The organism is Nonomuraea sp. NPDC050404 (genome assembly GCF_040655495.1).
Lineage (GTDB): Bacteria > Actinomycetota > Actinomycetes > Streptosporangiales > Streptosporangiaceae > Nonomuraea.
This window is the reverse complement of record NZ_JBFAKB010000002.1, coordinates 382538-402441: the sequence shown is the minus strand read 5'-3', so window position 1 is coordinate 402441 and position 19904 is coordinate 382538. Positions and strand designations below refer to the sequence as shown.

Annotated in this window: 16 protein-coding genes; 10 read left to right on the top strand and 6 right to left on the bottom strand. The window is 71.6% G+C overall.

Translation table 11 applies throughout. The features are described from left to right. The first annotated feature begins 21 nt into the window (after window positions 1-21). Entirely contained in the window at window positions 22-498 is a 477-nt protein-coding gene (locus AB0I81_RS07030; protein WP_360651287.1) for a hypothetical protein, read from the top strand. A gap of 101 nt (window positions 499-599) precedes the next feature. Then, window positions 600-1619, top strand: a complete 1020-nt coding sequence (glnII, locus tag AB0I81_RS07025; RefSeq protein ID WP_360651284.1) for a glutamine synthetase — start codon at window positions 600-602, stop codon at window positions 1617-1619. A gap of 45 nt (window positions 1620-1664) precedes the next feature. Here glnII and AB0I81_RS07020 read toward each other — a convergent pair whose 3' ends face one another. The 4 genes from AB0I81_RS07020 to AB0I81_RS07005 all read right to left on the bottom strand — a co-directional run bounded on the left by AB0I81_RS07020 (window position 1665) and on the right by AB0I81_RS07005 (window position 5731). Then, on the bottom strand, window positions 1665-3203 hold the full coding sequence (locus AB0I81_RS07020; RefSeq protein WP_360651281.1) for an aldehyde dehydrogenase family protein: 1539 nt from the start codon (window positions 3201-3203) through the stop codon (window positions 1665-1667). A 32-nt stretch (window positions 3204-3235) separates the two neighbouring features. Then, window positions 3236-4105 (bottom strand): UTP--glucose-1-phosphate uridylyltransferase, encoded by an 870-nt coding sequence (locus tag AB0I81_RS07015; protein WP_360651278.1) that lies wholly within the window; start codon window positions 4103-4105, stop codon window positions 3236-3238. A 101-nt stretch (window positions 4106-4206) separates the two neighbouring features. Next, on the bottom strand, window positions 4207-5112 hold the full coding sequence (locus AB0I81_RS07010; RefSeq protein WP_360651275.1) for an alpha/beta hydrolase: 906 nt from the start codon (window positions 5110-5112) through the stop codon (window positions 4207-4209). A gap of 73 nt (window positions 5113-5185) precedes the next feature. Continuing rightward, window positions 5186-5731 carry a TetR/AcrR family transcriptional regulator gene (locus AB0I81_RS07005; protein WP_360651272.1) on the bottom strand — a complete coding sequence of 182 codons (546 nt, stop codon included), beginning with the start codon at window positions 5729-5731 and terminating at the stop codon, window positions 5186-5188. Between the two features lie 85 nt (window positions 5732-5816). On the opposite strand from AB0I81_RS07005, the gene AB0I81_RS07000 reads away from it, so the two are divergent. Then, complete coding sequence (locus AB0I81_RS07000) at window positions 5817-6554, top strand: SDR family oxidoreductase (protein ID WP_360651269.1); 738 nt, start codon at window positions 5817-5819, stop codon at window positions 6552-6554. Window positions 6555-6696: 142 nt separating this feature from the next. On the opposite strand, the gene AB0I81_RS06995 is transcribed toward AB0I81_RS07000, so the two are convergent. After that, window positions 6697-7242, bottom strand: a complete 546-nt coding sequence (locus AB0I81_RS06995; RefSeq protein WP_360651266.1) for a cupin domain-containing protein — start codon at window positions 7240-7242, stop codon at window positions 6697-6699. Window positions 7243-7464: 222 nt separating this feature from the next. Between AB0I81_RS06995 and AB0I81_RS06990 the strand changes: the two genes are divergently transcribed. The 5 genes from AB0I81_RS06990 (at window position 7465) to AB0I81_RS06970 (ending at window position 16080) form a co-directional block, all read left to right on the top strand. Then, window positions 7465-9261: an SWIM zinc finger family protein gene (locus AB0I81_RS06990; RefSeq protein WP_360651263.1), complete on the top strand. Its 1797-nt coding sequence runs from the start codon at window positions 7465-7467 to the stop codon at window positions 9259-9261. Next, a complete protein-coding gene (locus tag AB0I81_RS06985) occupies window positions 9258-10739 on the top strand; it encodes a DUF5691 domain-containing protein (protein ID WP_360651260.1) in 1482 nt (493 codons plus the stop codon). Before AB0I81_RS06990 ends, AB0I81_RS06985 begins: the two co-directional genes overlap by 4 nt. Beyond that, on the top strand, window positions 10736-11800 hold the full coding sequence (locus tag AB0I81_RS06980) for an AAA family ATPase (protein ID WP_360651257.1): 1065 nt from the start codon (window positions 10736-10738) through the stop codon (window positions 11798-11800). The genes AB0I81_RS06985 and AB0I81_RS06980 overlap by 4 nt, the downstream gene beginning before the upstream one ends. 341 nt (window positions 11801-12141) lie before the next feature. After that, window positions 12142-14670, top strand: a complete 2529-nt coding sequence (locus tag AB0I81_RS06975; protein WP_360651254.1) for a DUF5682 family protein — start codon at window positions 12142-12144, stop codon at window positions 14668-14670. A gap of 231 nt (window positions 14671-14901) precedes the next feature. Next, entirely contained in the window at window positions 14902-16080 is a 1179-nt protein-coding gene (locus tag AB0I81_RS06970; protein WP_360651251.1) for a VWA domain-containing protein, read from the top strand. Between the two features lie 62 nt (window positions 16081-16142). Here AB0I81_RS06970 and AB0I81_RS06965 read toward each other — a convergent pair whose 3' ends face one another. Then, on the bottom strand, window positions 16143-17666 hold the full coding sequence (locus tag AB0I81_RS06965; protein WP_360651248.1) for an MFS transporter: 1524 nt from the start codon (window positions 17664-17666) through the stop codon (window positions 16143-16145). Window positions 17667-17679: 13 nt separating this feature from the next. Between AB0I81_RS06965 and AB0I81_RS06960 the strand changes: the two genes are divergently transcribed. Beyond that, complete coding sequence (locus tag AB0I81_RS06960) at window positions 17680-18423, top strand: TetR/AcrR family transcriptional regulator (protein WP_360651245.1); 744 nt, start codon at window positions 17680-17682, stop codon at window positions 18421-18423. An 85-nt stretch (window positions 18424-18508) separates the two neighbouring features. Beyond that, entirely contained in the window at window positions 18509-19894 is a 1386-nt protein-coding gene (locus AB0I81_RS06955) for an MFS transporter (RefSeq protein WP_360651242.1), read from the top strand. Window positions 19895-19904 lie beyond the last annotated feature (10 nt).

Here is a 19904-nt window from a genome sequence, read left to right as displayed (position 1 = left end):
GCCCGCGTTGTACTGGTTGTGTTGAGACTCTCCCCACTCGCCGTCCTGTCAGCCGCCCTCCTGACCACCGCGTGCGCGCCGGAGATCGCGTGCACCGCGATAGGCAGCATGGAGGGCGTCCAGGTCACGGTCGAACCGGCGATGGCGGGCCGCGTGGAGTCCCTGGCGATGGAGGTGTGCTGGGACGGTTCCTGCAAGCGTTCGAGCCCGGAGCTGATGCCGGAGACGAGGCCGGGCGAGCAGACCTGCTCGGGCGACACCTGCGGGGTGGAGGCGGTCCGCACGGGCGGCAAGTTCGGCTTCGGCACGGTCGCGGGGCTGCCCAAGCGGCCGGTCGAGGTGCGCCTGACGTTGCGGGAGGCCGGGTCCGAGCCGGTGCTGGAGCGTACGATCAAGGTGACCCCGAAGGCCACCTTCCCCAACGGTCCCGACTGCGGGGAAGGCGCCCCACAGGCGGCCCTCATCGTCGCGGCAGATGGGACGGTGCGGGAGCGGTGACGGGGCGTCCCGATTAACACGGCGTTCACATTCGGGCAAAAACCGGGAAACGGACATCCGTAAGACTCGGCGTGGCTGTGAAGAACCCCGAAAGGACCGCCGTGAGCTACAAGGCTGAGTACATCTGGATCGACGGCACCGAGCCCACGGCTCTGCTGCGCTCGAAGACGAGGATCCTTGCCGACGGGGCCGAGCCTCCGGTCTGGGGTTTCGACGGCTCCAGCACCAACCAGGCCGAGGGCCACGCGTCGGACCGCGTGCTCCGCCCGGTGTTCACCTGCCCCGACCCGATCCGCGGCGGCGAGCACAAGCTCGTCCTCTGTGAGGTCGAGGAGATCGACGGCAACCCGCACGTCAGCAACACCCGCGCCCTGCTGCGCCCGATCGCCGAGCAGTTCGCCGCCCAGGAGTCCTGGTTCGGCATCGAGCAGGAGTACACCTTCTTCAAGGGCAGCCGCCCGCTCGGCTTCCCCGAGGGTGGTTTCCCCGCGCCGCAGGGCCCGTACTACTGCGGTGTCGGCGCCGACGCCATTTTCGGCCGCGAGATCGTCGAACTGCACCTCGACCGCTGCCTCGCCGCCGGCCTGAAGCTCTCCGGCATCAACGCCGAGGTCATGCCCGGCCAGTGGGAGTTCCAGATCGGTCCGGCGGGTCCGCTTGAGGTCGCCGACCACATGTGGATCGCCCGCTGGCTGCTCTACCGCACGGCCGAGGAGTACGGCGTGGAGGCCACCCTCGACGCCAAGCCCGCCCGCGGCGACTGGAACGGCGCCGGCGCGCACACCAACTTCTCCACCAAGGCCATGCGCGAGGGCTACGAGGCCATCATCACCGCCTGCGAGGCGCTCGGTGAGGGCGACAAGCCGATGGAGCACATCACCCAGTACGGCGTCGGCATCGAGAGCCGCCTGACCGGCGCGCACGAGACCGCCCCGTGGAACAAGTACAGCTACGGCGTCTCCGACCGTGGCGCTTCCGTCCGCATCCCGTGGCAGGTCGAGGTGGACAAGAAGGGCTACATCGAGGACCGCCGCCCGAACGCCAACGTCGACCCGTACGTGGTCACCCGCCTGCTGGTGAACACCTGCTGCGCGGCCCTGGAGAAGGCCGGCCAGGTCTGATCTTCCTGAAACGGGCCCCCGCCGCGCGGGGGCCCGTTCGCGTCGTCAGGACAGGCGGAAGTCCAGATCAGGGGTGATTTCCGCCACGTCCATCTGCGCCTTCTGCAGGCGGCCCGAGTGGTCCCAGTTCATCGCCTGCCAGCGGGTGAACTGGTCCAGCACCCACATGCCCGACTGGCGGCTGCCGTTGCCGGACCTGCCGTTGCCGCCGAAGGGCAGGTGCGCCTCGGCCCCCGAGGTCGAGTTGTTGACGCTGACCATGCCGGCCGAGATGCCCTCGCGGAAACGGAAGGCGTGCGCGGCATCGGTGGTGTAGATGGAGCTCGACAGGCCGTAGCCGGGCAGGTTGGCCAGCTCGACGGCCTCCTCCAGGGTCGTGAACGACGTCACGCCCACGATCGGGCCGAACGTCTCCTCCATGAACAGCCGGTCGCCGGGCCGCACGCCGTCCACGATCACCGGGTGGTAGTAGAGCCCGTCGCCGCCGTCGAAGTCACCGCGCGGGTTGTCCCCGGTGATCCGTCCTGTCGGTCCTGTGACGATCTTGTGGTGCGGCTCGACCCAGGTCAGGTACTCCTCGTAGCGCTCGGCGAACTTCCGGTCCAGCAGCGGCCCGGCCAGCACGTCCTGCGTCGGGTCGCCGACCCTGGCCGCGCGCGTCGCGCCCGCGAACCGCTGTACGAACTCGTCATGGACGCTCTCGTGCACGATGACCGTGCCGAGGCTGGTGCAGCGCTGCCCGGCGGTGCCGAAGCCGGAGAACAGCGCGCCCTCGACGGCCAGGTCCAGGTCGGCGTCCGGCATGATCACCATCGGGTTCTTGCCGCCCAGTTCCAGGCAGGCCGACTGCAGGTGGCGGCCGGTCAGCTCGCCGATCCTGCTGCCCACCTCGCTGGAGCCGGTGAAGCCCACCTTCTGCACGGTGCCCTCCCGCAGGGCCCGCTCCAGGCCCCCGAAGGTCTCGGCGCCGTCGGCGAAGACGATGTTCAGCACGCCTTCGGGCAGGCCCGCCGCCGTGAACAGCCGGAACATGGCGTGCGCGGAGGCGGCGGCGTACTCGGCGGGCTTCCACACCACGGCGTTGCCGCACAGCAGGGCCGGGACCAGGTACCACGACGGCACGGCCACCGGGAAGTTGCCCGCGGTCACGACCGCCGCCACGCCGATCGGGTTCCTGAAGGTGAACAGGTTCTTGTCGGGCATCTCCGACGGGACCGTCTGGCCGTACAACCTGCGGCCCTCACCGAGGAAGAAGTCGCACGTGTCGACGATCTCGCGCACCTCGCCCAGCGCCTCGGCGTACGGCTTGCCGATCTCCTCGGTCACCAGCCTGGCAAGCGGCTCGGTGTTGGCCTCCACCAGCCGCCCGATGGAGGCGATCACCCGGCCGCGCACCGGCGCCGGCACCCTGGCCCACTCGCGCTGCGCCTCCTTGGCGGTGCGGCAGGCCGCCGCGAACGTCTCCGCGTCCGCCAGGCCGACCCGCGCCACGACCTCGCCCGTCCGGGCGGGATTGATCGACTCGTACGTGCTCGCGGCGGCGGCGTCCTTGCCGCCCACGATGGAAACGATTTGTCGGCTCACCGGGGTCCTCCTCGTAAGTTCTCCGGTAGACGCTAGCTCTCCAGGGCCAGTTTGCGCAGCTCCGGCCCGTAGACCGGATGGGCCAGCGCGGCGGCGAACTGGGCCTTGAGGTAGTTGAGCGGCGAGCCGGTGTCGTACCAGGTGCCGTCGATGACCTGCCCGTACACCGGGTTCGCGGCGGCGTGGCGGTGCAGCGCGTCGGTGAGGTAGACCTCGCCCTCGGGGTTGTCGTACCAGCGGCGGGTGGCGGCCTCCAGCTCCGCGACCACCCCGGGGGTGACGACGTAGCCGCCGATCGCGGCGAAGTGGGAGGGGGCCTCCTCCGGGCGCGGCTTCTCCACCAGGCCGGAGATGCGCATCCGGCCTCCGCCGAGGTCCTCCTCGACGACCGGCACGCCGTACCGGGAGGCGTCCTCGACCGCCATCGGCATCAGCGCCAGCACCGGCGCGCCGCTCGCCTCGTAGGCGGCCTTGAGCTGCTTGGCGCGCGGCACCTCGGCCACGAACACGTCGTCGGCCCACAACACCATGAACGGCTCGTCGCCGATGACCCGGGCGGCGTTGAGCACGGGGGTGCCGTTGCCGTAGGGGCCGTTCTGGTACAGGTAGGTGATGTGGGCCAGCGACGACAGCTCGGCCACCGCCTCGGCCAGCTCGTCCTTGCCCGCGGCGCGCAACTCCCGCTCCAGGTCGCCGTCCGGGGCGAAGTGCCGCTGTACGAGGTCCTTGCGGGCCGAGGTGACGATGGTGATCTCGTCGATGCCGGAGTCCACCAGCTCGCGGATGGTGTGTTCGAGGACGGGCTTGTCGCCGATCGGCAACATCTCCTTCGGCAGCGCCTTCGTCAGCGGCAGCAGCCTGGTGCCCAGCCCGGCCACCGGGATCACGGCCTTGTGTACCAAGGGTCTCTCCTTCAGCTGTTCGGCGCGGAGAATGCCGAGGTTACCCGGCGGTGATCATGCCGGTCGCCACCGGGGTCGCCATCTTGATAAATCCCGGCATATTAAGACGTGTGCCGGAGAATTGGCTTGGCGACGCGGCGTGGCAACTCCGGGGACAGGAAAGAATGGCCCATTCCCGTGATCGTCTCCATCCGCGCGTGCGGGATCGCGGCGGCCACCGCCTCGCCGTGCGGCAGCGGCAGCAGGGGATCGTCGGTGCCGTGGATGACCAGCGTGGCCGCCTTGATCGCGGACAGCGGGACGCGCCGGTCCGCCGTCAGCGCCCGTCCGGCCAGATCGTGGTTGGCCGCGGCGGCCGGGTTGCTCGAAAGGTCGTAGGACTCCGTCACCAGTCGCCGCGCCGCCTCCTCGTCGAAGGGCAGGGCGTCGCCGTTCAGCACCCGCCAGGTCGCCACTCCGGCCGCGACGTTCTCCTCGCGGGTGGCCCTCGGAGCGGTCGTGACCTGCATGAGGTGCCGCAGGAACGCGGGCGCGGGCGGCGGCAGGTGTTCCGGGTCCGGCTCCTTCCCCGTCAGGGCCCGCTCCCAGGCCGGGCCCGCGTCGGCGCCCATCGGGCTCGACATGATCACCGTCAGGCTCGCCACGCGCTCCGGGCGGTGCACGGCCAGCCACTGCGCGACCGCGCCGCCGAGCGAGGCGCCGGCGACGTGGGCGGTCTCCACTCCGTACGCGTCGAGCACGGCGACGGCGTCACCGGCCAGGTCGGCCAGCGTGTACGGCGCGGCGGCGAAATCCACGCAGTCCGACCGGCCGGTGTCGCGATGGTCGAACCGGATGACCTGCCGCCCACCGGCGACCAGGGTCTGGACGAGTTCGTCCGGCCAGCCGGGGCCGGGGGTGGAGGTGCCCATGACGAGCAGCACCACCGGATCCGCCGGATTCCCGAACCGCTCGGTCCACAGCCGCAATTTCCCGGAGACGATGAATTTCGCGTCATTGACAGCCATGACCATCAATATAGCGACTTATTGTCTTTTCGCGCTAAAATGCGATATTTCGCTTTTCGTGGTATAATAGAAACTATACAAGAACGCCATTGAGGATGAGATGGAGAACGCGCCGCGCGCGCGTGTCCCATTCGGCCTGCTCCAGCCGGGTCAGATAACCGAGCAGCAGGATGATGTCCCGGGCGTCCACGTCGGCCCGGACGGTGCCGTCGGCCTTGCCGGCGTCGAGCAGCATGGTGAGCGCGTCCCCGATCGGCCCGAGGCTGTGCGCCGACAGATCCCGCCACACCCCGGCCTCGACGGCGGCGAACACCCCCCGCTTGACCTTCGCGTACTCGGCCACCCTGTCGAGCCACCGGGCCAGGGCCGCGACCGGCGGGTGTCCGGCGAGGAGTTCCGGCGCGGCGGCCACGAGGTCGTCCACGTCCTGCCGGTAGACCTCCGACAGCAGGGCCTCGCGGGTCGGGAAGTGGCGGTAGAGGGTGCCCTGGCCGACTCCCGCCTGCTTGGCGATCTCGTTGAGCCGTACGTCGTCGGCGTTCGCGATCACCTCACGGGCGATCCGGAGGATCCGTGCGCGGTTCTCGGTGGCGTCGGCCCGGCGGCTGGGTGTGTTCATCGGTCCTCTGGGGGTTTGGCTAAGCGGACATGTGTCCGCTACGGTTAAGCGGACACATGTCCACTTTATCCCGGAAGGAATCCCCATGTCAGTCAGTGACAAGGTCGTCGTCATCACCGGGGCGAGCAGCGGGATCGGTGCTGCCACCGCCCGTCTGCTCGCCGGGCGCGGCGCGGCCGTCGTGCTCGGCGCGCGGCGTACGGAGCGGCTCGACGAGATCGCCGCCGACATCCGCGAGGCCGGCGGGCGCGCCGTCGCGGTCGCCGCCGACGTCACCCGCCCCGCGGACCTCGAAGCGCTCGTGGACCGCGCCGTGACCGAGTTCGGCCGGTTCGACGTGCTGGTGGGCAACGCCGGCGTCGCCAAGACCGGGCCGGTGGCCGACCTGGACGTGGCCGGCTGGTCGGCGATGATCGACGTCAACCTGCGCGGGGTGCTGCACGGCATCGCCGCCGCGCTACCGGTCTTCCGCCGTCAGGGGCACGGGCACCTCGTGACCACGGTGTCCACGTCCGGGCTGAAGATCGTCCCGACGCAGGCGGTCTACGCGGCCACCAAGAACGCCGTGCGTACGCTGCTGGAGGGGTTGCGGCAGGAGTCGACCGACGGCGTGTTGCGGACCACGGCGGTGTCGCCGGGGTACGTCCGTACGGGGCTCGCGGACTGGATCGACAACCCGCAGGTCCGCGAGCAGATTCAGCGGGACATGGAGCGGTTCGCCATCGATCCGGAGGCCGTCGCCCGCGCCATCGCCTTCGCCATCGAACAACCCGCCGACGTGGAGATCGGCGAGATCGTCATCCGCCCCACCATCCAGGGCTGAACGGCGTCAGGCGCTGAAGCCGGGCCAAGCCTGACGGGCATCAGGCGCTGAAGCCGGGCCAAGCCTGACGGGCGTCAGGCGCTGAAGTCGGGCCAAGGCTCACGGGCGTCAGGCGCTGAAGTCGGGCCAAGCCTGACGGGCGTCAGGCGCTGAAGTCGGCGAAGTCGAAGCCCGGCGAGACTATGCAGCTCACCAGCACCCCCTCCGCCCCGGCCGGGCGCGCCGACTGCCACACCCCGCCCGGCACGACCGCCTGCGGCACCTGCCCGTGCTCCGCCTCCGGGCCCAGCAGCACGCTCTCGTCCCCGATCGTCAGGTCCAGCGGCCCGCCACGGTGCCACAACCAGATCTCCGCCGACCTGACCACGTGCGGCACCGACTCCTCGCCCGGCTGCAGCAGGAAGTAGATCGCGGTCGCACTGGCCCGCGGCCCCGGATACCCCTCCGGCACGAACGTCACCGGCGATCGCCACGTCTCCCTGAACCAGCCGCCCTCCGGATGGGGAAGCAGGTCGAGGGCCTCGGCGATGGGCGGGCGTTCGACGAAGGCGACGGGGGCGCCCGTGACATCCCTGCGCAGGAAGCGGGTCCCGTCGAGGACGAGTTGGCCGTCGAGGTCGCTCTTCAGCGCCGCCGCCTCGTCGGGCACCTGGATGGACGGTCCGTCGGGATAGCTCCGTAGCTCCACGCACACCAGCTTAGGGGGTTGCTCGCGCGGATGACCTTGCACGTTCACCTGACGTACGATTCCTCATATTTTGTTCGAGCCCGTGCGGGGCCCGCTACGTTCGGCTGGACGGCACGCGCGCCAGCGGTGGCTCCTACCTGTCGGCGGCGGAGGTGAGCGCGGGCTGACCGCTTGTCCCTGACCGGGTGGGAATTGTCGGTCGGCCTGGCTAGTGTTCGGCGGGTGATCGAACGGTGGAGCCGTGATCAGGTGCTCGCCCTCGCTCCCGACGCGTCGTCCCAGAAGGCGGCGCAGGGGGTGTCGGGGGCCGGGAAATGGTCGGTGCGCGGCACGACGGGCACGGTGCTGTACGGCGAGTGCAAGGGCAGCGGGTCCAAGCCCTACCTGGCCGCCGTCGACCTGACCGAGCCCGCTTATCGGTGCAGCTGCCCGAGCAGGAAGTTTCCGTGCAAGCATGCGCTCGGGCTGCTGCTTCTGTGGTCCGCGGACGGGGTTCCGGTACGGGAGGCGGCTCCGCAGTGGGTGACGGAGTGGATGGAGGGACGAGCCGAACGGGCCGAGAAGTCAGCGGCCCGCCTCGACGCCGCCCGCGCCAAGGCCGCCGCCTCCCAGCCCCCGAACCCGTCGGACCCGTCGGACCCCTCGGACGCCTTGGACCCCTCGGACCCGAACCTGGACTGCGACTCGGCCCTTGCCGGCAGCGGCCCGCAGCCGGACACCGACCCCCGTGCCGCTCAGCCGGGCGTTGGCTCCGGCGCCGCTCGGCCGGACTCCGGCTCCGGCGCTGATCAGCCGGACACTGGCTCCCGTGCTGCTCAGCCCGGCTCGGGCGGTTCGGGACCGGCCGTCGCGGGGCGAGGCTCCGAGGCCACGGCTGGAACCGCCGGAGGGCCGGTCGGGGCGGAGTCCGTGCGGCATGGGCGGGTGGCCGCCGGGCTGGCCGAGCTGGAGCGTTGGCTGGCCGACCAGTTGCGCCAAGGGCTGGCGGGGGCCGCTGAGCACGACTGGGACGGGCTGGCCAAGCGACTCATCGACGCCCAGGCTCCGGGCGTGGCGGGCATCGTGTCCCGGCTGGCCAGGGTCCGGGCCGAGGAGGGCTGGCCGGGTCGGCTGCTGGAGGAATACGCACTGATCAACCTGCTCGCCATCGCCTACCGCCGGCGGGCCGAGCTGCCGGAGCGCCTCGCACAGAGCGTGCTGATCCGCGTCGGCTTCCCCATCACGAGGGAAGAGGTGCTGGTCGGCCCTCCGGTGCGCGATCACTGGGACGTGCTGGGCAGGCGCGACGAAGCCCAGGACCGGCTGACGGCGCGCCGCGTCTGGCTCAGAGGCCGCCGCACCGGCAGGCCCGCCCTCATCCTGTCGTTCGCACCGCAGGGCCAGCCGCTGGACGCCTCCCTGGTAACGGGCACCACGATCGACGCCGACCTGACGTACTACCCGGGCGCCGCCCCACTGCGCGCCCTCGTCGCCACCCGCCACGCCCCCGCCACCGCGACCCCCGCCACCGCGACCCCCGCCACCCGGACCGCGACCACCGCAACCACCGCCACCGCCTCGACCACCACCCCCACCTCGACCAACCCCACCGCCCCGACCACCGCCACCGCCCCGACCACTCCCACCCCGACCACTCCCACTCCGACCGCCCCCACCGCCACGCTCGGAACGCCGCCCGGGGCGTTGCCAACCGCGCCGCCCGGGGCGTCGCCGCCCGTCGCGCGCCCCGCCACGTCGCCCGCTGTGCCTCCGGGGGTTTCGGCGGACGAGGCGCTCGACGAGGTGGCGCGGGCGCTGGGCGAGGATCCGTGGACCGAGTCATGGCCGCTGGTCCTGGCAGGTGTGGTGCCCGGACGGACCTCGATCGGCGGACTTCCGCTGCATCCCCGCGCGCACGATCTCTGGCGGCTGCTCGCCGTCTCCGGCGGCCACCCGCTCACGGTGGCCGTCGAGTGGACGCCGCAGGGCCTGCGCCCTCTGACCACCTGGGACGACGACGGAAGGGCGGTGATCCTGTGACCGGCTGGGACGACCTGGCCTCGACGGCGCTCGTGGGCACCGATCGCAGGCCGTACCCTGGCGACCTGCTTGAGACGGCGGCCGTCGAGGTGGCGCGGCGGCGAGCGGGACAATGCGTGCGCCAGACGGAGACACCGGCATCCGCGCCCGAACGGGAGAATGTGCCTTCGCCCGCCGAGACGCGTTCGCCCGAGACAGGCGAGGTAAGCGCGCCCGAGACAGGCGGGGCAAGCGCACCCGTGGCAGGCGGGGCAAGCGCGCCCGAGGCGGAGGGAGGGCGTGCGCCTGCGGAGGAGCAGGAGGCCGTTGGGAGGCGGGCGGCCGAGCGGCTGGTGAGGTTGCTCGGTGGTGAGCACGAGCGGCTGATCCCGGAATGGCTGGCCGCGGCTGCCGCCACCGGGCGGAGGGTGCCCGCGTACGCGCTGCCCGAGTTGCTGGATCGCGGCCGTCGAGACCGTTCGATGCGGGTGCATCTCGGGGTGCTGGCGGGGCGGCGCGGACGCTGGCTGGCCGGGCTCAACCCGGCGTGGGACTACCTCCTGGAGGAGCCCACCGGCGAGACGTGGGAGCTGGGCGGCGCCGCCGACCGGCGGGCGCACCTGCGGGCGATCAGGGCCGCCGACCCCGCCCAGGCCAGGCGGCTGCTGGAGGGCACGTGGGAGCGCGAGACGCCCGACGACCGGGCCGAGTTCGTCGAGGTGCTGGCCGACGGGCTGAGCATGGCGGACGAGCCGTTCCTTGAGCAGGCGCTCGACGACCGCCGCAGGGAGGTGCGCCAGGCCGCCGCCAACCTCCTCACCCGCCTGCCCGCCTCGCGCCTGTCCCAGCGCATGGCGGAACGGGTGCGCGCCTGCGTGACGATCGCCGGCGACGTCATCACCATCGAGGCCCCCACGACCTGCGACAAGGCCATGGAACGCGACGGCGTACGTCCCAAGCCGCCCCGTGGCACCGGCGAGCGCGCCTGGTGGTTGCAGCAGATCATCGCCCGTGCCCCGCTGTCCGTCTGGGACCGGCCGCCCGCCCGGCTGCTCGCGATGCGGATCCCCGACTGGGACGCCGAGGTGAAGGCGGCCTGGGTACGCGCCGCGGTGTTGCAACGGGACCCGGAGTGGGCGCGGGCGATGTTCGGCTGGGACCCGATCGCCGACCTGCTCGTCGCCCTCCCGCCCGCCGAACAGCAGGAGTTGGCGGCCCAGTTCGTCCAGAAACATGACCTGGACAGCCAGTTGATCATGGTGCTGGGCGGCGTATCGTCGCACTGGCACGAGGGCCTGGCGACGGCCGTGCTCCGCAAGATCGTGAAGGTGAACACCACGCAGCCGTGGAACCTCGGCGAGCTGGTCAAGCTGGCGGGCGAGCACATCGACCCGGCCCTGTTCGAGCTGGCCGAGGACTACTCGCCGTGCGAGCCCATCCAGAAGGTCGCCGCCCTGCTGCGTTTCCGTGCTGACATGTACAAGGAGCTTTCCCGATGACCGTTCTGCGCCCGCACGCGGAAGACCAGTACGCCGAGGAGCTGGCCGTCCTGGCCAAGGACGACGACCGGACCAGACCGCCGGGCTGGAAGCTGTCGCCGTGGGCCGTGACCGCGTACATCCTGGGCGACGGCGACCGCATCACCCCCAAATATGTGGGTGCGCGGCGCATCGTCGAGGTGGCGGTGGCGACGCTGGCGACCGACCGCGCGCTGCTGCTGCTCGGCGTGCCCGGCACCGCGAAGACGTGGTTGTCGGAGCACCTGGCCGCCGCGATCAGCGGCGACTCGACGCTGCTGGTGCAGGGTACGGCCGGTACCGCCGAGGAGGCCGTGCGGTACGGCTGGAACTACGCCAGGCTGCTGGCCGAGGGGCCGTCGTTCGAGGCGCTGACCCCGTCGCCGGTGATGCGGGCCATGGCCGAGGGCCGGGTGGCCAGGGTCGAGGAGCTGACCCGCATGCCGTCCGACGTACAGGATGCCCTGATCACCGTGCTGTCGGAGAAGACGCTGCCGATCCCCGAGCTGAACCGCGAGGTCCAGGCCCAGCGCGGGTTCAACGTGATCGCCACGGCCAACGACCGCGACCGGGGCGTCAACGAGCTGTCCAGCGCGTTGCGCCGCCGCTTCAACACGGTCGTGCTGCCGGTCCCGGCGACGGCCGAGGAGGAGGTCGACATCGTCTCCCGCCGCGTCACCCAACTCGGCCGCGCCCTGGAACTGCCGGAGACGACGACCGGCCTGACGGAGATCCGCAGGGTGGTGACGGTGTTCAGGGAACTGCGCACCGGCGTCACCGAGGACGGCCGCACGAAGGTCAAGTCACCCAGCGGCACCCTGTCCACCGCCGAGGCCATCTCGGTCCTGACCAGCGGCATCGCCCTTGCTGCCCACTTCGGCGACGGCGTCCTGCGCCCGTCCGACGTGGCCGCCGGGATCGTCGGCGCGGTGGTGCAGGAGCCGGTTTCGGATCGGGTGGTGTGGCGCGAGTACCTGGAGACCGTGGTCCGCGAGCGCTCCGACTGGCGCGACTTCTACCGCGCCTGCCGCGAGGTCTCATGAGCAGCCCCCCGACTCCCAACGAAGCCCCTACGAGCGGCGGCCTTCCAGGCGCCTCTCCGAGTGGCGCCCCTGCGAGCGGCGGTCTTCCGGGTGGCGGCTCTCCGGGTGGCGGCCATCCGAGCGGTGGCTCTGCGAGTGGCGGCTCTCCGGGCGGCGATTCCGCGAGTGGCGGTCTTCCGGGCGGTGGCTCTGCGAGTGGCGGTCCTCTGGGCGGCGGTCTTGCAGGTGACGGCGTTCCGGCTCTCGGCGGAGGCGCCCCGAGCGGTGGTGCCCCGGTTCCCGGTGGAGGCGTAACTCGTGGTGCGTCGACGCGGGGGGCGCGTGCTTCCGGCCGTGGCGACGTGTTCGTCCTGGGGGTGCGGCACCACGGGCCCGGTTCCGCGCGGGCCGTGCGGCGGGAGCTTGAGCGGTTGCGGCCCGATGTGATCCTCATCGAGGGTCCGCCCGAGGCCGACGCCCTCGTGACGCTCGCGCCCGGCCTGGAGCCGCCCGTCGCGCTGCTCGCCCACGTGCCGGGCGCGCCCGCCCGCGCCGCCTTCTGGCCGTTCGCCGCGTTCTCACCGGAATGGCAGGCCATCGTGTACGGCACCTCCGCCGGCATCCCGGTGCGCTTCTGCGACCTGCCCGCCGCCAACTCCCTGGCCGTCGAGCCCGAGGATCCGAATGCGGGATCGGCCGGGCAGCCCGAGGGGCCGGATGCGGGATCGGCCGAGCAGCCCGAGGTACCGGCCGGGACGCCCACAAGGCCGGCCACAAAACCGGCTGGGGTGCCCGAGGAACCGGCCGGGGTGCCCCAGGAACCGGCTGCCGTGCCGGGAAAGTCGGCTGTCGAGTTCGCCGGGGTGTCTGAGGATCCCATTGGCTCGCTGGCCGCCGCGGCCGGTTATGACGATCCGGAACGCTGGTGGGAGGACGTGGTCGAGCATCGGGGCGACACCCCGTTCGAGGTGATCGCCGAAGCCATGGCCGCCGTGCGTGAAGGGTACGAGCCGGGCGAACGCGAGGCCAGGCGCGAGGCGTACATGCGGAAGACCATCCGTGCGGCGCTGAAACAGGGCTTCGGCCGGATCGCGGTGATCTGCGGTGCGTGGCATGTGCCCGCGCTGGCCGGGCCGCTGCCGTCCGCTGCCGCGGACAACGCCGTGCTGCGTGGCCTGCCGAAGGTGAAGGCGGAGCTGACGTGGGTGCCGTGGACGTACGGGCGGCTGGCCTCCTGGAGCGGGTACGGCGCGGGGATCACCTCGCCGGGCTGGTACCACCACCTGTTCGAGGCCCCCGACAGGCCCGTCGAGCGGTGGCTGGCGCAGGCCGCGGGGGTGCTGCGGGACGAAGGGCTGGCCGTGTCGTCGGCGCACGTCATCGAGTCCGTACGGCTCGCGGAGAGCCTGGCGGTGCTGCGCGGACGGCCTTTGGCCGGGCTGGGCGAGGTCACCGAGGCGGCCAGGGCCGTGTTGTGCGAGGGCGACGACCTGGCCGTGGAGCTGATCCAGCGGCGCATGGTCGTCGGCGACCGGCTCGGCCACGTACCGGACGGCACCCCGATGGTGCCGCTCCAGCGGGACCTGCGTGAGCAGCAGCGGCGGCTCAAGCTCAGGCCCGAGGCGCTGGACCGGGAGATCGACCTCGACCTGCGCAAACCTCTCGACCTGGACCGCAGCCACCTGCTGCACCGGCTGCGGTTACTCGATGTGGGGTGGGGCACGCCGGGGCAGGCGCGCGGCAAGGGCACGTTCAGGGAGACGTGGACGTTGCGGTGGTCGCCCGAGCACGACCTCGCGCTCATCGAGCACGCCGCCCTGGGCACCACCGTGTCCGCCGCGTCGGCGCAGCGGGCGCGGGACCTGGCGGGGTCGGCGTCGGCGGCGCTGGCGGATCTTACGTCGCTGGTGGAGCAATGCCTGCTGGCGGAACTGCCGCAAGCGCTGCCCGAGGTGCTGGCGGCGCTGTCGGCCAAGGCGGCGCTCGACACCGACGTCACGCATCTGATGGCGGCACTGCCCGCGATGGTGCGCGCCCACCGCTACGGCGACGTGCGCGGCACGTCGGCGCTCGGGCTGGCGGTGATCGTACGTTCGATGCTGGAGCGGATCTGCGTCGGGCTGCCGGTGGCGGTGACGGGACTGGACGACGAGGCGGCGGGCGACCTGCTCAAGCATGTGGACGCCGTCCACTCCGCCGTCGCCCTCCTCACCGACGCTCCCGACCCGGCGGATGCCTCCCATGCGGCGGACGCCTCCGATGCGGCGGACGCCTCCGGCCTGGCGGATGCCTCCGATGCGGTGGGCGTCTCCGATGCGGCGGGCGTCTCCGGTCCGGCGGATGCCTCCGGCCCGGCGGATACGTCCAGCCCGGTGGGCGTTCCTGGGGATGGGCAAGGGAGTGGCGCGGGTGGTGCGTCGCCGCGGGGGCGGTGGCTGGCCACGCTGGGTGGGATCAGCGACCGGCAGGACCTGCACGGGCTCATCGAGGGGCGGCTGACCAGGATCCTGCTGGACTCCGGCGAGTTGCGGGACGCCGGCGACCGCATGTCCAGGGCCATGTCCAGGGGTCAGCCGCCGGCGCGGGCGGCCGCGTGGGTGGAGGGGTTCCTGGCCGGGGGCGGGCTGCTGCTGGTGCACGACCCGCGCCTGCTGAGCCTGGTGGACGGCTGGCTGAGCGGGCTGTCCGGCGAGCAGTTCATCGACGTGCTGCCGCTGCTGCGCCGCACGTTCGGCGGGTTCGCCGCGCCGGAGCGCAGGGCCATCGGCGAGCGCCTGCGCTCGGCCGGCCGGGATGAAGGCGACGGCGAGGGGGAGCCGGACGTGGACGAGCAGCGCGCCGCCGCGGCCGTCGCGACCGTCCTGTCGATCATCGGGAAGCCGGGCGGATGACGCGGGATATGCCGGGAACGCGGTCGGACGGGCGTGGCGGGTGAGCCGCCAGGCGGGTCGGATGGGCGCGGCGGGTGGGCGGTCAGGTAGTCGGATGGCCGTGGCAGGCGGGCGTCGCAAGTGGGTGGCTGGGCGGGCGCGGCAGGTGAGCGGCCAGGCCAGTCGGATGGGCGCGGGGGATGAGCGGATGGGCGGGTGGATGGGTGTGGTGGACGATGGAAGGGGAGGCTGATGGGTGCGGCGGATGAGCGGTTGCGGCGGTGGCGGCTGGTGCTCGGGGGCGGGGCCGCCGATGGCGTCGGGTTCGGGTTGGAGGGTACGGACGCGCAGATGGACGCCGCGCTGGCCGCCGTCTACGACCAAGGAGGCGGCGGCCAGGGCAGGGGAGACGGGGGCAGGAGCAGCAGGGAGGGCGGGCTGGGGGCGTCGGCGCCGCGGGTGGCGCGGTGGCTGGGCGACATCCGTACGTACTTCCCCTCTACCGTCGTCCAGGTCATGCAGAAAGACGCGATCGAGCGCCTGAACCTCACCAGGCTCCTCCTGGAACCCGAGATGCTGGAGGCCGTGGAACCGGACGTGCACCTGGTCGGCACCCTGCTCGCGCTCAACAAGGTCATGCCCGACCAGGCCCGCGAGTCCGCCAGGACCCTGGTGCGCAAGGTGGTGGCGGAGCTGGAGCGCAGGCTCGCGCAGAAGACGAGGACGGCCGTGAGCGGCGCCCTGGACCGTTCGGCCAGGACGCATCGGCCCAAGCGCGTGGCCGACATCGACTGGGACCGGACGATCAGGGCGAACCTCAAGAACTACCTGCCCGAGCGGAACACCGTAGTCCCCTCGCGGCTGGTCGGCTACGCCCGCAGGCAGCGGTCGGTGCAGCGCGAGGTGGTGCTGTGCATCGACCAGAGCGGGTCGATGGCGGCCTCGGTGGTGTATTCGAGCGTGTTCGGCGCGGTGCTGGCCTCGATGCGGTCGCTGAAGACGTCCCTCGTGGTGTTCGACACGGCGGTGGTGGACCTCACCGACCGGCTGCACGACCCGGTGGAGCTGCTGTTCGGCACCCAGCTCGGCGGCGGCACCGACATCAACCGGGCCATCGCCTACGGCCAGGGCCTCATCACCCGCCCGGCCAACTCGATCTTCATCCTGATCAGCGACCTGTACGAGGGCGGCGTCAGGCAGGAGATGTTGCGCAGGGTGGCGGCGATGACGCAGGCCGGCGTACAGGTGATCGTGCTGCTCGCCCTGTCGGACGAGGGGGCGCCGTTCTACGACCACGAGAACGCCGCGGCGCTGGCCGCGCTGGGCGTGCCCGCGTTCGCGTGCACGCCCGACGCCTTCCCGGACCTGATGGCCGCCGCGATCGAACGGCGCGACATCGCCCAATGGGCCGAACGTCACCTCTCGCATTGAGTTCACATTTCGGTTAAGCCCGGTGCGATTTACGAGACGTTCTTCTGCTGAACCGATGAACCTCAATGTTGTTGCGGCCTGGCGTGGCGCGGCAGCAGGTACGACAGCGCGAACGTCAGCGCCAGCAACCCCACCTCGACCCACACCGTGACCTGCATCGAGGAGCCGAAGCCCCACTCGCTCGCGAGCAGGTTGAAGAACAGCGTGCCGAGCACGGCGGTGCCGAACGCGCCGCCGAGCTGCTGGACCCCGGTCAGCGTGCCGGAGGCGGAGCCGGACTCGTGCGGCTCGACCCCGGCCAGCACGATGTCGAAGAACGGCGCCATGGTCATCCCCATCCCGATCCCGACCAGGGCGAGCCCGGGGGCGAGCTGCCAGGTGGTGACGTCGAGGCTGGTCAGGTGGATGGTCAGGGCGAGCACGGCGGCCCCCGCGGCCATCACGACGGTGCCGATCTGCATCAGGCCGCGGCCGAGCCTCTCCTGCAGCCCCGCCATCGCCACGCCGAAGCCGACGACGCCGCCGAGCGCCTGTGGCAGCGCGGCCAGGCCAGCTTCGAGCGGCGTGAACCCGAGGCCCATCTGTGTGTAGAGGCTGAAGACCAGGCCGAAGCCGGTGAGGCCGGCGAAGAAGGACAGCCCGGCCAGCAGGCCGCCGGTGAAGGCCCGCTTGCGGAACAGGGAGGGGGTGACCAGCGGGTCCCGGCCGGACCTGGCGCGGCGCGACTCGTACCGGCCGAAGAGGGCGAACACCACGACGGCGGCGGCCATCGAGACGAACGTCCAGGCCGGCCAGCCCTCCTCGCGGCCCTGGATGAGCGGGAAGATCAGCAGGAACGCGGCGGCCGAGACGAGCGCGACGCCGGGCAGGTCGAGCCTGGTGGCGTTGGACAGGCGGAATTCGGGCAGGAAGCGCGCGGCGGCCAGCACGGCGGCCAGGCCGAGCGGCAGGTTGATCAGGAAGATCATGCGCCAGCCCGTACCGAAGAGGTCGGCGTCCACCAGCCAGCCCGCCAGGACGGGGCCGCCCACGGACCCGATGGCCATGACCGGCCCGAACAGGCCGAACGCCTTGCCGAGCTCCTGCGGCGGGAACATCTCCTTGATCAGCCCCAGGCCCTGCGGGATCAGCACGGCGCCGAACAGGCCCTGCAGCACACGGCTGGCGATCAGCATCTCCGGGCTGACGGCCAGGCCGCACAGCAGCGAGGCGAGGGTGAAGCCGGAGGCGCCGATCAGGAACATGCGCTTCCTGCCGTAAAGGTCGCCGAGCCGTCCGCCGGTGATGAGCCCGACGGCCATGGCCAGGGTGTAGCCCGCGCTCAACCACTGCACGAGGCTTTCCGAGCCGCCCAGCTCCTGTCTGATCGTGGGGGCGGCGATGGTGGTCACGAGGGCGTCGAGCAGGTCCATGACCTCGGCGGCCAGGATCACGAAGAGCGCGACCCAGCGCCAGCGGTAGGGCTGGACCTCGGTTGCCGCCGCGGCTGCGGTGACGGCCATGAGGATCTCCTTCAAACGGTGTTCCATCAGACGAACGGCGTTCGTCACGAACACCGTTTTATAGACGAACACTGTTCGTGTCAAGTACGCTGTTCGTATGGATCGCAAGGAACGCAGCGAGGACGAGATCCCCGTCCCCCCGTGGCGCAGGTCGCGCAGATCGGCGCCGCCCAGGCGGCAGCTCAGCCAGGACCTGATCGTCGAGACCGGGCTGCGTGTCCTCGACTCCGAGGGGTTCGACGCGCTGAGCATGCGACGGGTGGCCCAGGCGCTCGACACCGGCCCCGCCTCGCTGTACGCGCACGTGGCCGGCAAGGAGGAACTGCTCGAACTGATCTACGAGCGGGTGCTCGGCGAGATCCGGCTGCCCGAGCGCGATCCGGCCCGCTGGAAGGAGCAGCTACGCGGGTACGCGCTGGAACTGCACGGCATGTTCCGCAAGCACCCCGACGTGGCCAGGGCGGCGCTGGCGAGCATCCCGATGGGCCCGTCCTCGCTGCGCGCGGCCGAGTTCACCTACGGGCTGCTGGTCGAGGCCGGCATGCCCCCGCAAGAGGCGTCCCTGGCGATAGACCGGCTCTCGCTCTACCTCGTCGGCGACGCCTACGAGGGCGCGCTGCACGTCGCGCGGATGCGCGCGGCCGGCATGCGGGATCAGGCGGAGTACTTCGAGTCGTTCGTCGCGCAGATCGTCTCCTACTATCGGTCGTTGCCGATGGAGCAGTTCCCGCACCTGGCCAACCACGTGGACGACCTGACCGCCGCCGACGGCGAGGACCGTTTCCACTACGGGCTCGCCCTGCTCCTGGACGGCATCGAGGCGCGCATGCCGAAGTCCTAGACGAGGCCGGGACGGGCCTTAGGCCGAATTGCCTAGGCCCCGGGCCCGATGTGCTGACCAGGTGCTTCGCCATAGTTTTCGGGTCATGACAACGACGATTGAACGACCCACGGCCAAGCCGGCCGGCGTGATGTCCGCGCGGTACCGGGCACTCAGCATCGGGCTGCTCGCGCTGGTCACGTTGCAGGCGTTCGAGGGCATGGCGGTGACCACGGCCATGCCCGTGGTGGCACGCGATCTTGACGGCATGTACCTGTACAACCTGGCCTTCAGCGCCACCCTGGCGGCCAGCGTGATCGCCACGGTGCTGGGCGGGCGCTGGAGCGACGTACGGGGGCCGCTCCAGCCCATCGGCGCCGGCGTGCTGGCCTTCCTGGCCGGGCTTTTGCTGGCCGGTTTCGCGCCGACCATGGAGTTGTTCGTGCTCGGCCGCTTCGTCCAGGGGCTCGGCATCGGATCGACCCAGGTGGCGCTGTACGTGCTGATCGCCAGGACGTACCCGGCCGCGTTGCATCCACGGGTGTTCGCCCTGTTCTCGGCGGCGTGGGTGGTGCCCTCCATGGTGGGGCCGTCCATCGCCGGCTTCGTCGCGGAGAGCTGGGACTGGCGCGCGATCTTCCTCGGCGTCACGGTGCTCGTCATCCCGGCCGCGCTGCTGCTCTGGCGCGGAACCACCGGCGGGGTCGTGGCCGAGGGCATCGACGCCGGTCCCGCCCCCGGCCTGGGCCGCAAGCTCGTCTTCGCCGCGCTGACCGCCGTCGCCGCCGCCCTCATCCAGTACGGCAGCGCACTGAAGCTGGCCGGCCTGCCCCTGCTCGCGGCCGGAGTCGTGCTGCTGGTCGTGTCCCTGCCCAAGCTGCTGCTGCCCGGCTCGCTCAGGGCCGCCCGCGGCCTGCCGACCGCGCCGCTGCTGCGCGGGCTGGCCTTCGGCTCGTACACGGCGGCCGAGGTGCTGATCCCGCTCATGCTGAAGTACGAGCGCGGCCTGAGCGTCACCGCGGCCGGCGTCGTGCTCACCATCGGGGCGCTCGGCTGGTCCACCGGCTCCTGGATCAAGGGCCGCGGCATGATCGGCAACATGGCGGCCCTGCGCGGCGGCGGGCTGCTGATCGCCGGCGGCATCTCGCTGGTGACACTCGTGCTGATCGACTCGGTGCCGCTCCTCGTCGCGCACGTCGGCATGGCGGCCGTCGGACTCGGCATCGGCGTACTGCACCCCACCGTGTCCGTACTGGTGCTGCAGTTGTCGAAGGAGGGTGAGGAGGGCAACAACTCCGCGGCCGTGGGCGTGGGGGAGTCGGTCTTCACCGTGGTGGCCGTCGCGGTCAGCGGCGCCCTGTTCACCGCCACCGCCGAGAACTACGCGTTCGGCCTCATCTTCACCGTCGGTCTCGCCCTTCTGGGCGCCGTGCTGGCCCCGCGTTTCGTGCACTCCGCGACAGCGGGCACTATGGAGACATCGCCGTCATAAAAAGGGGAGT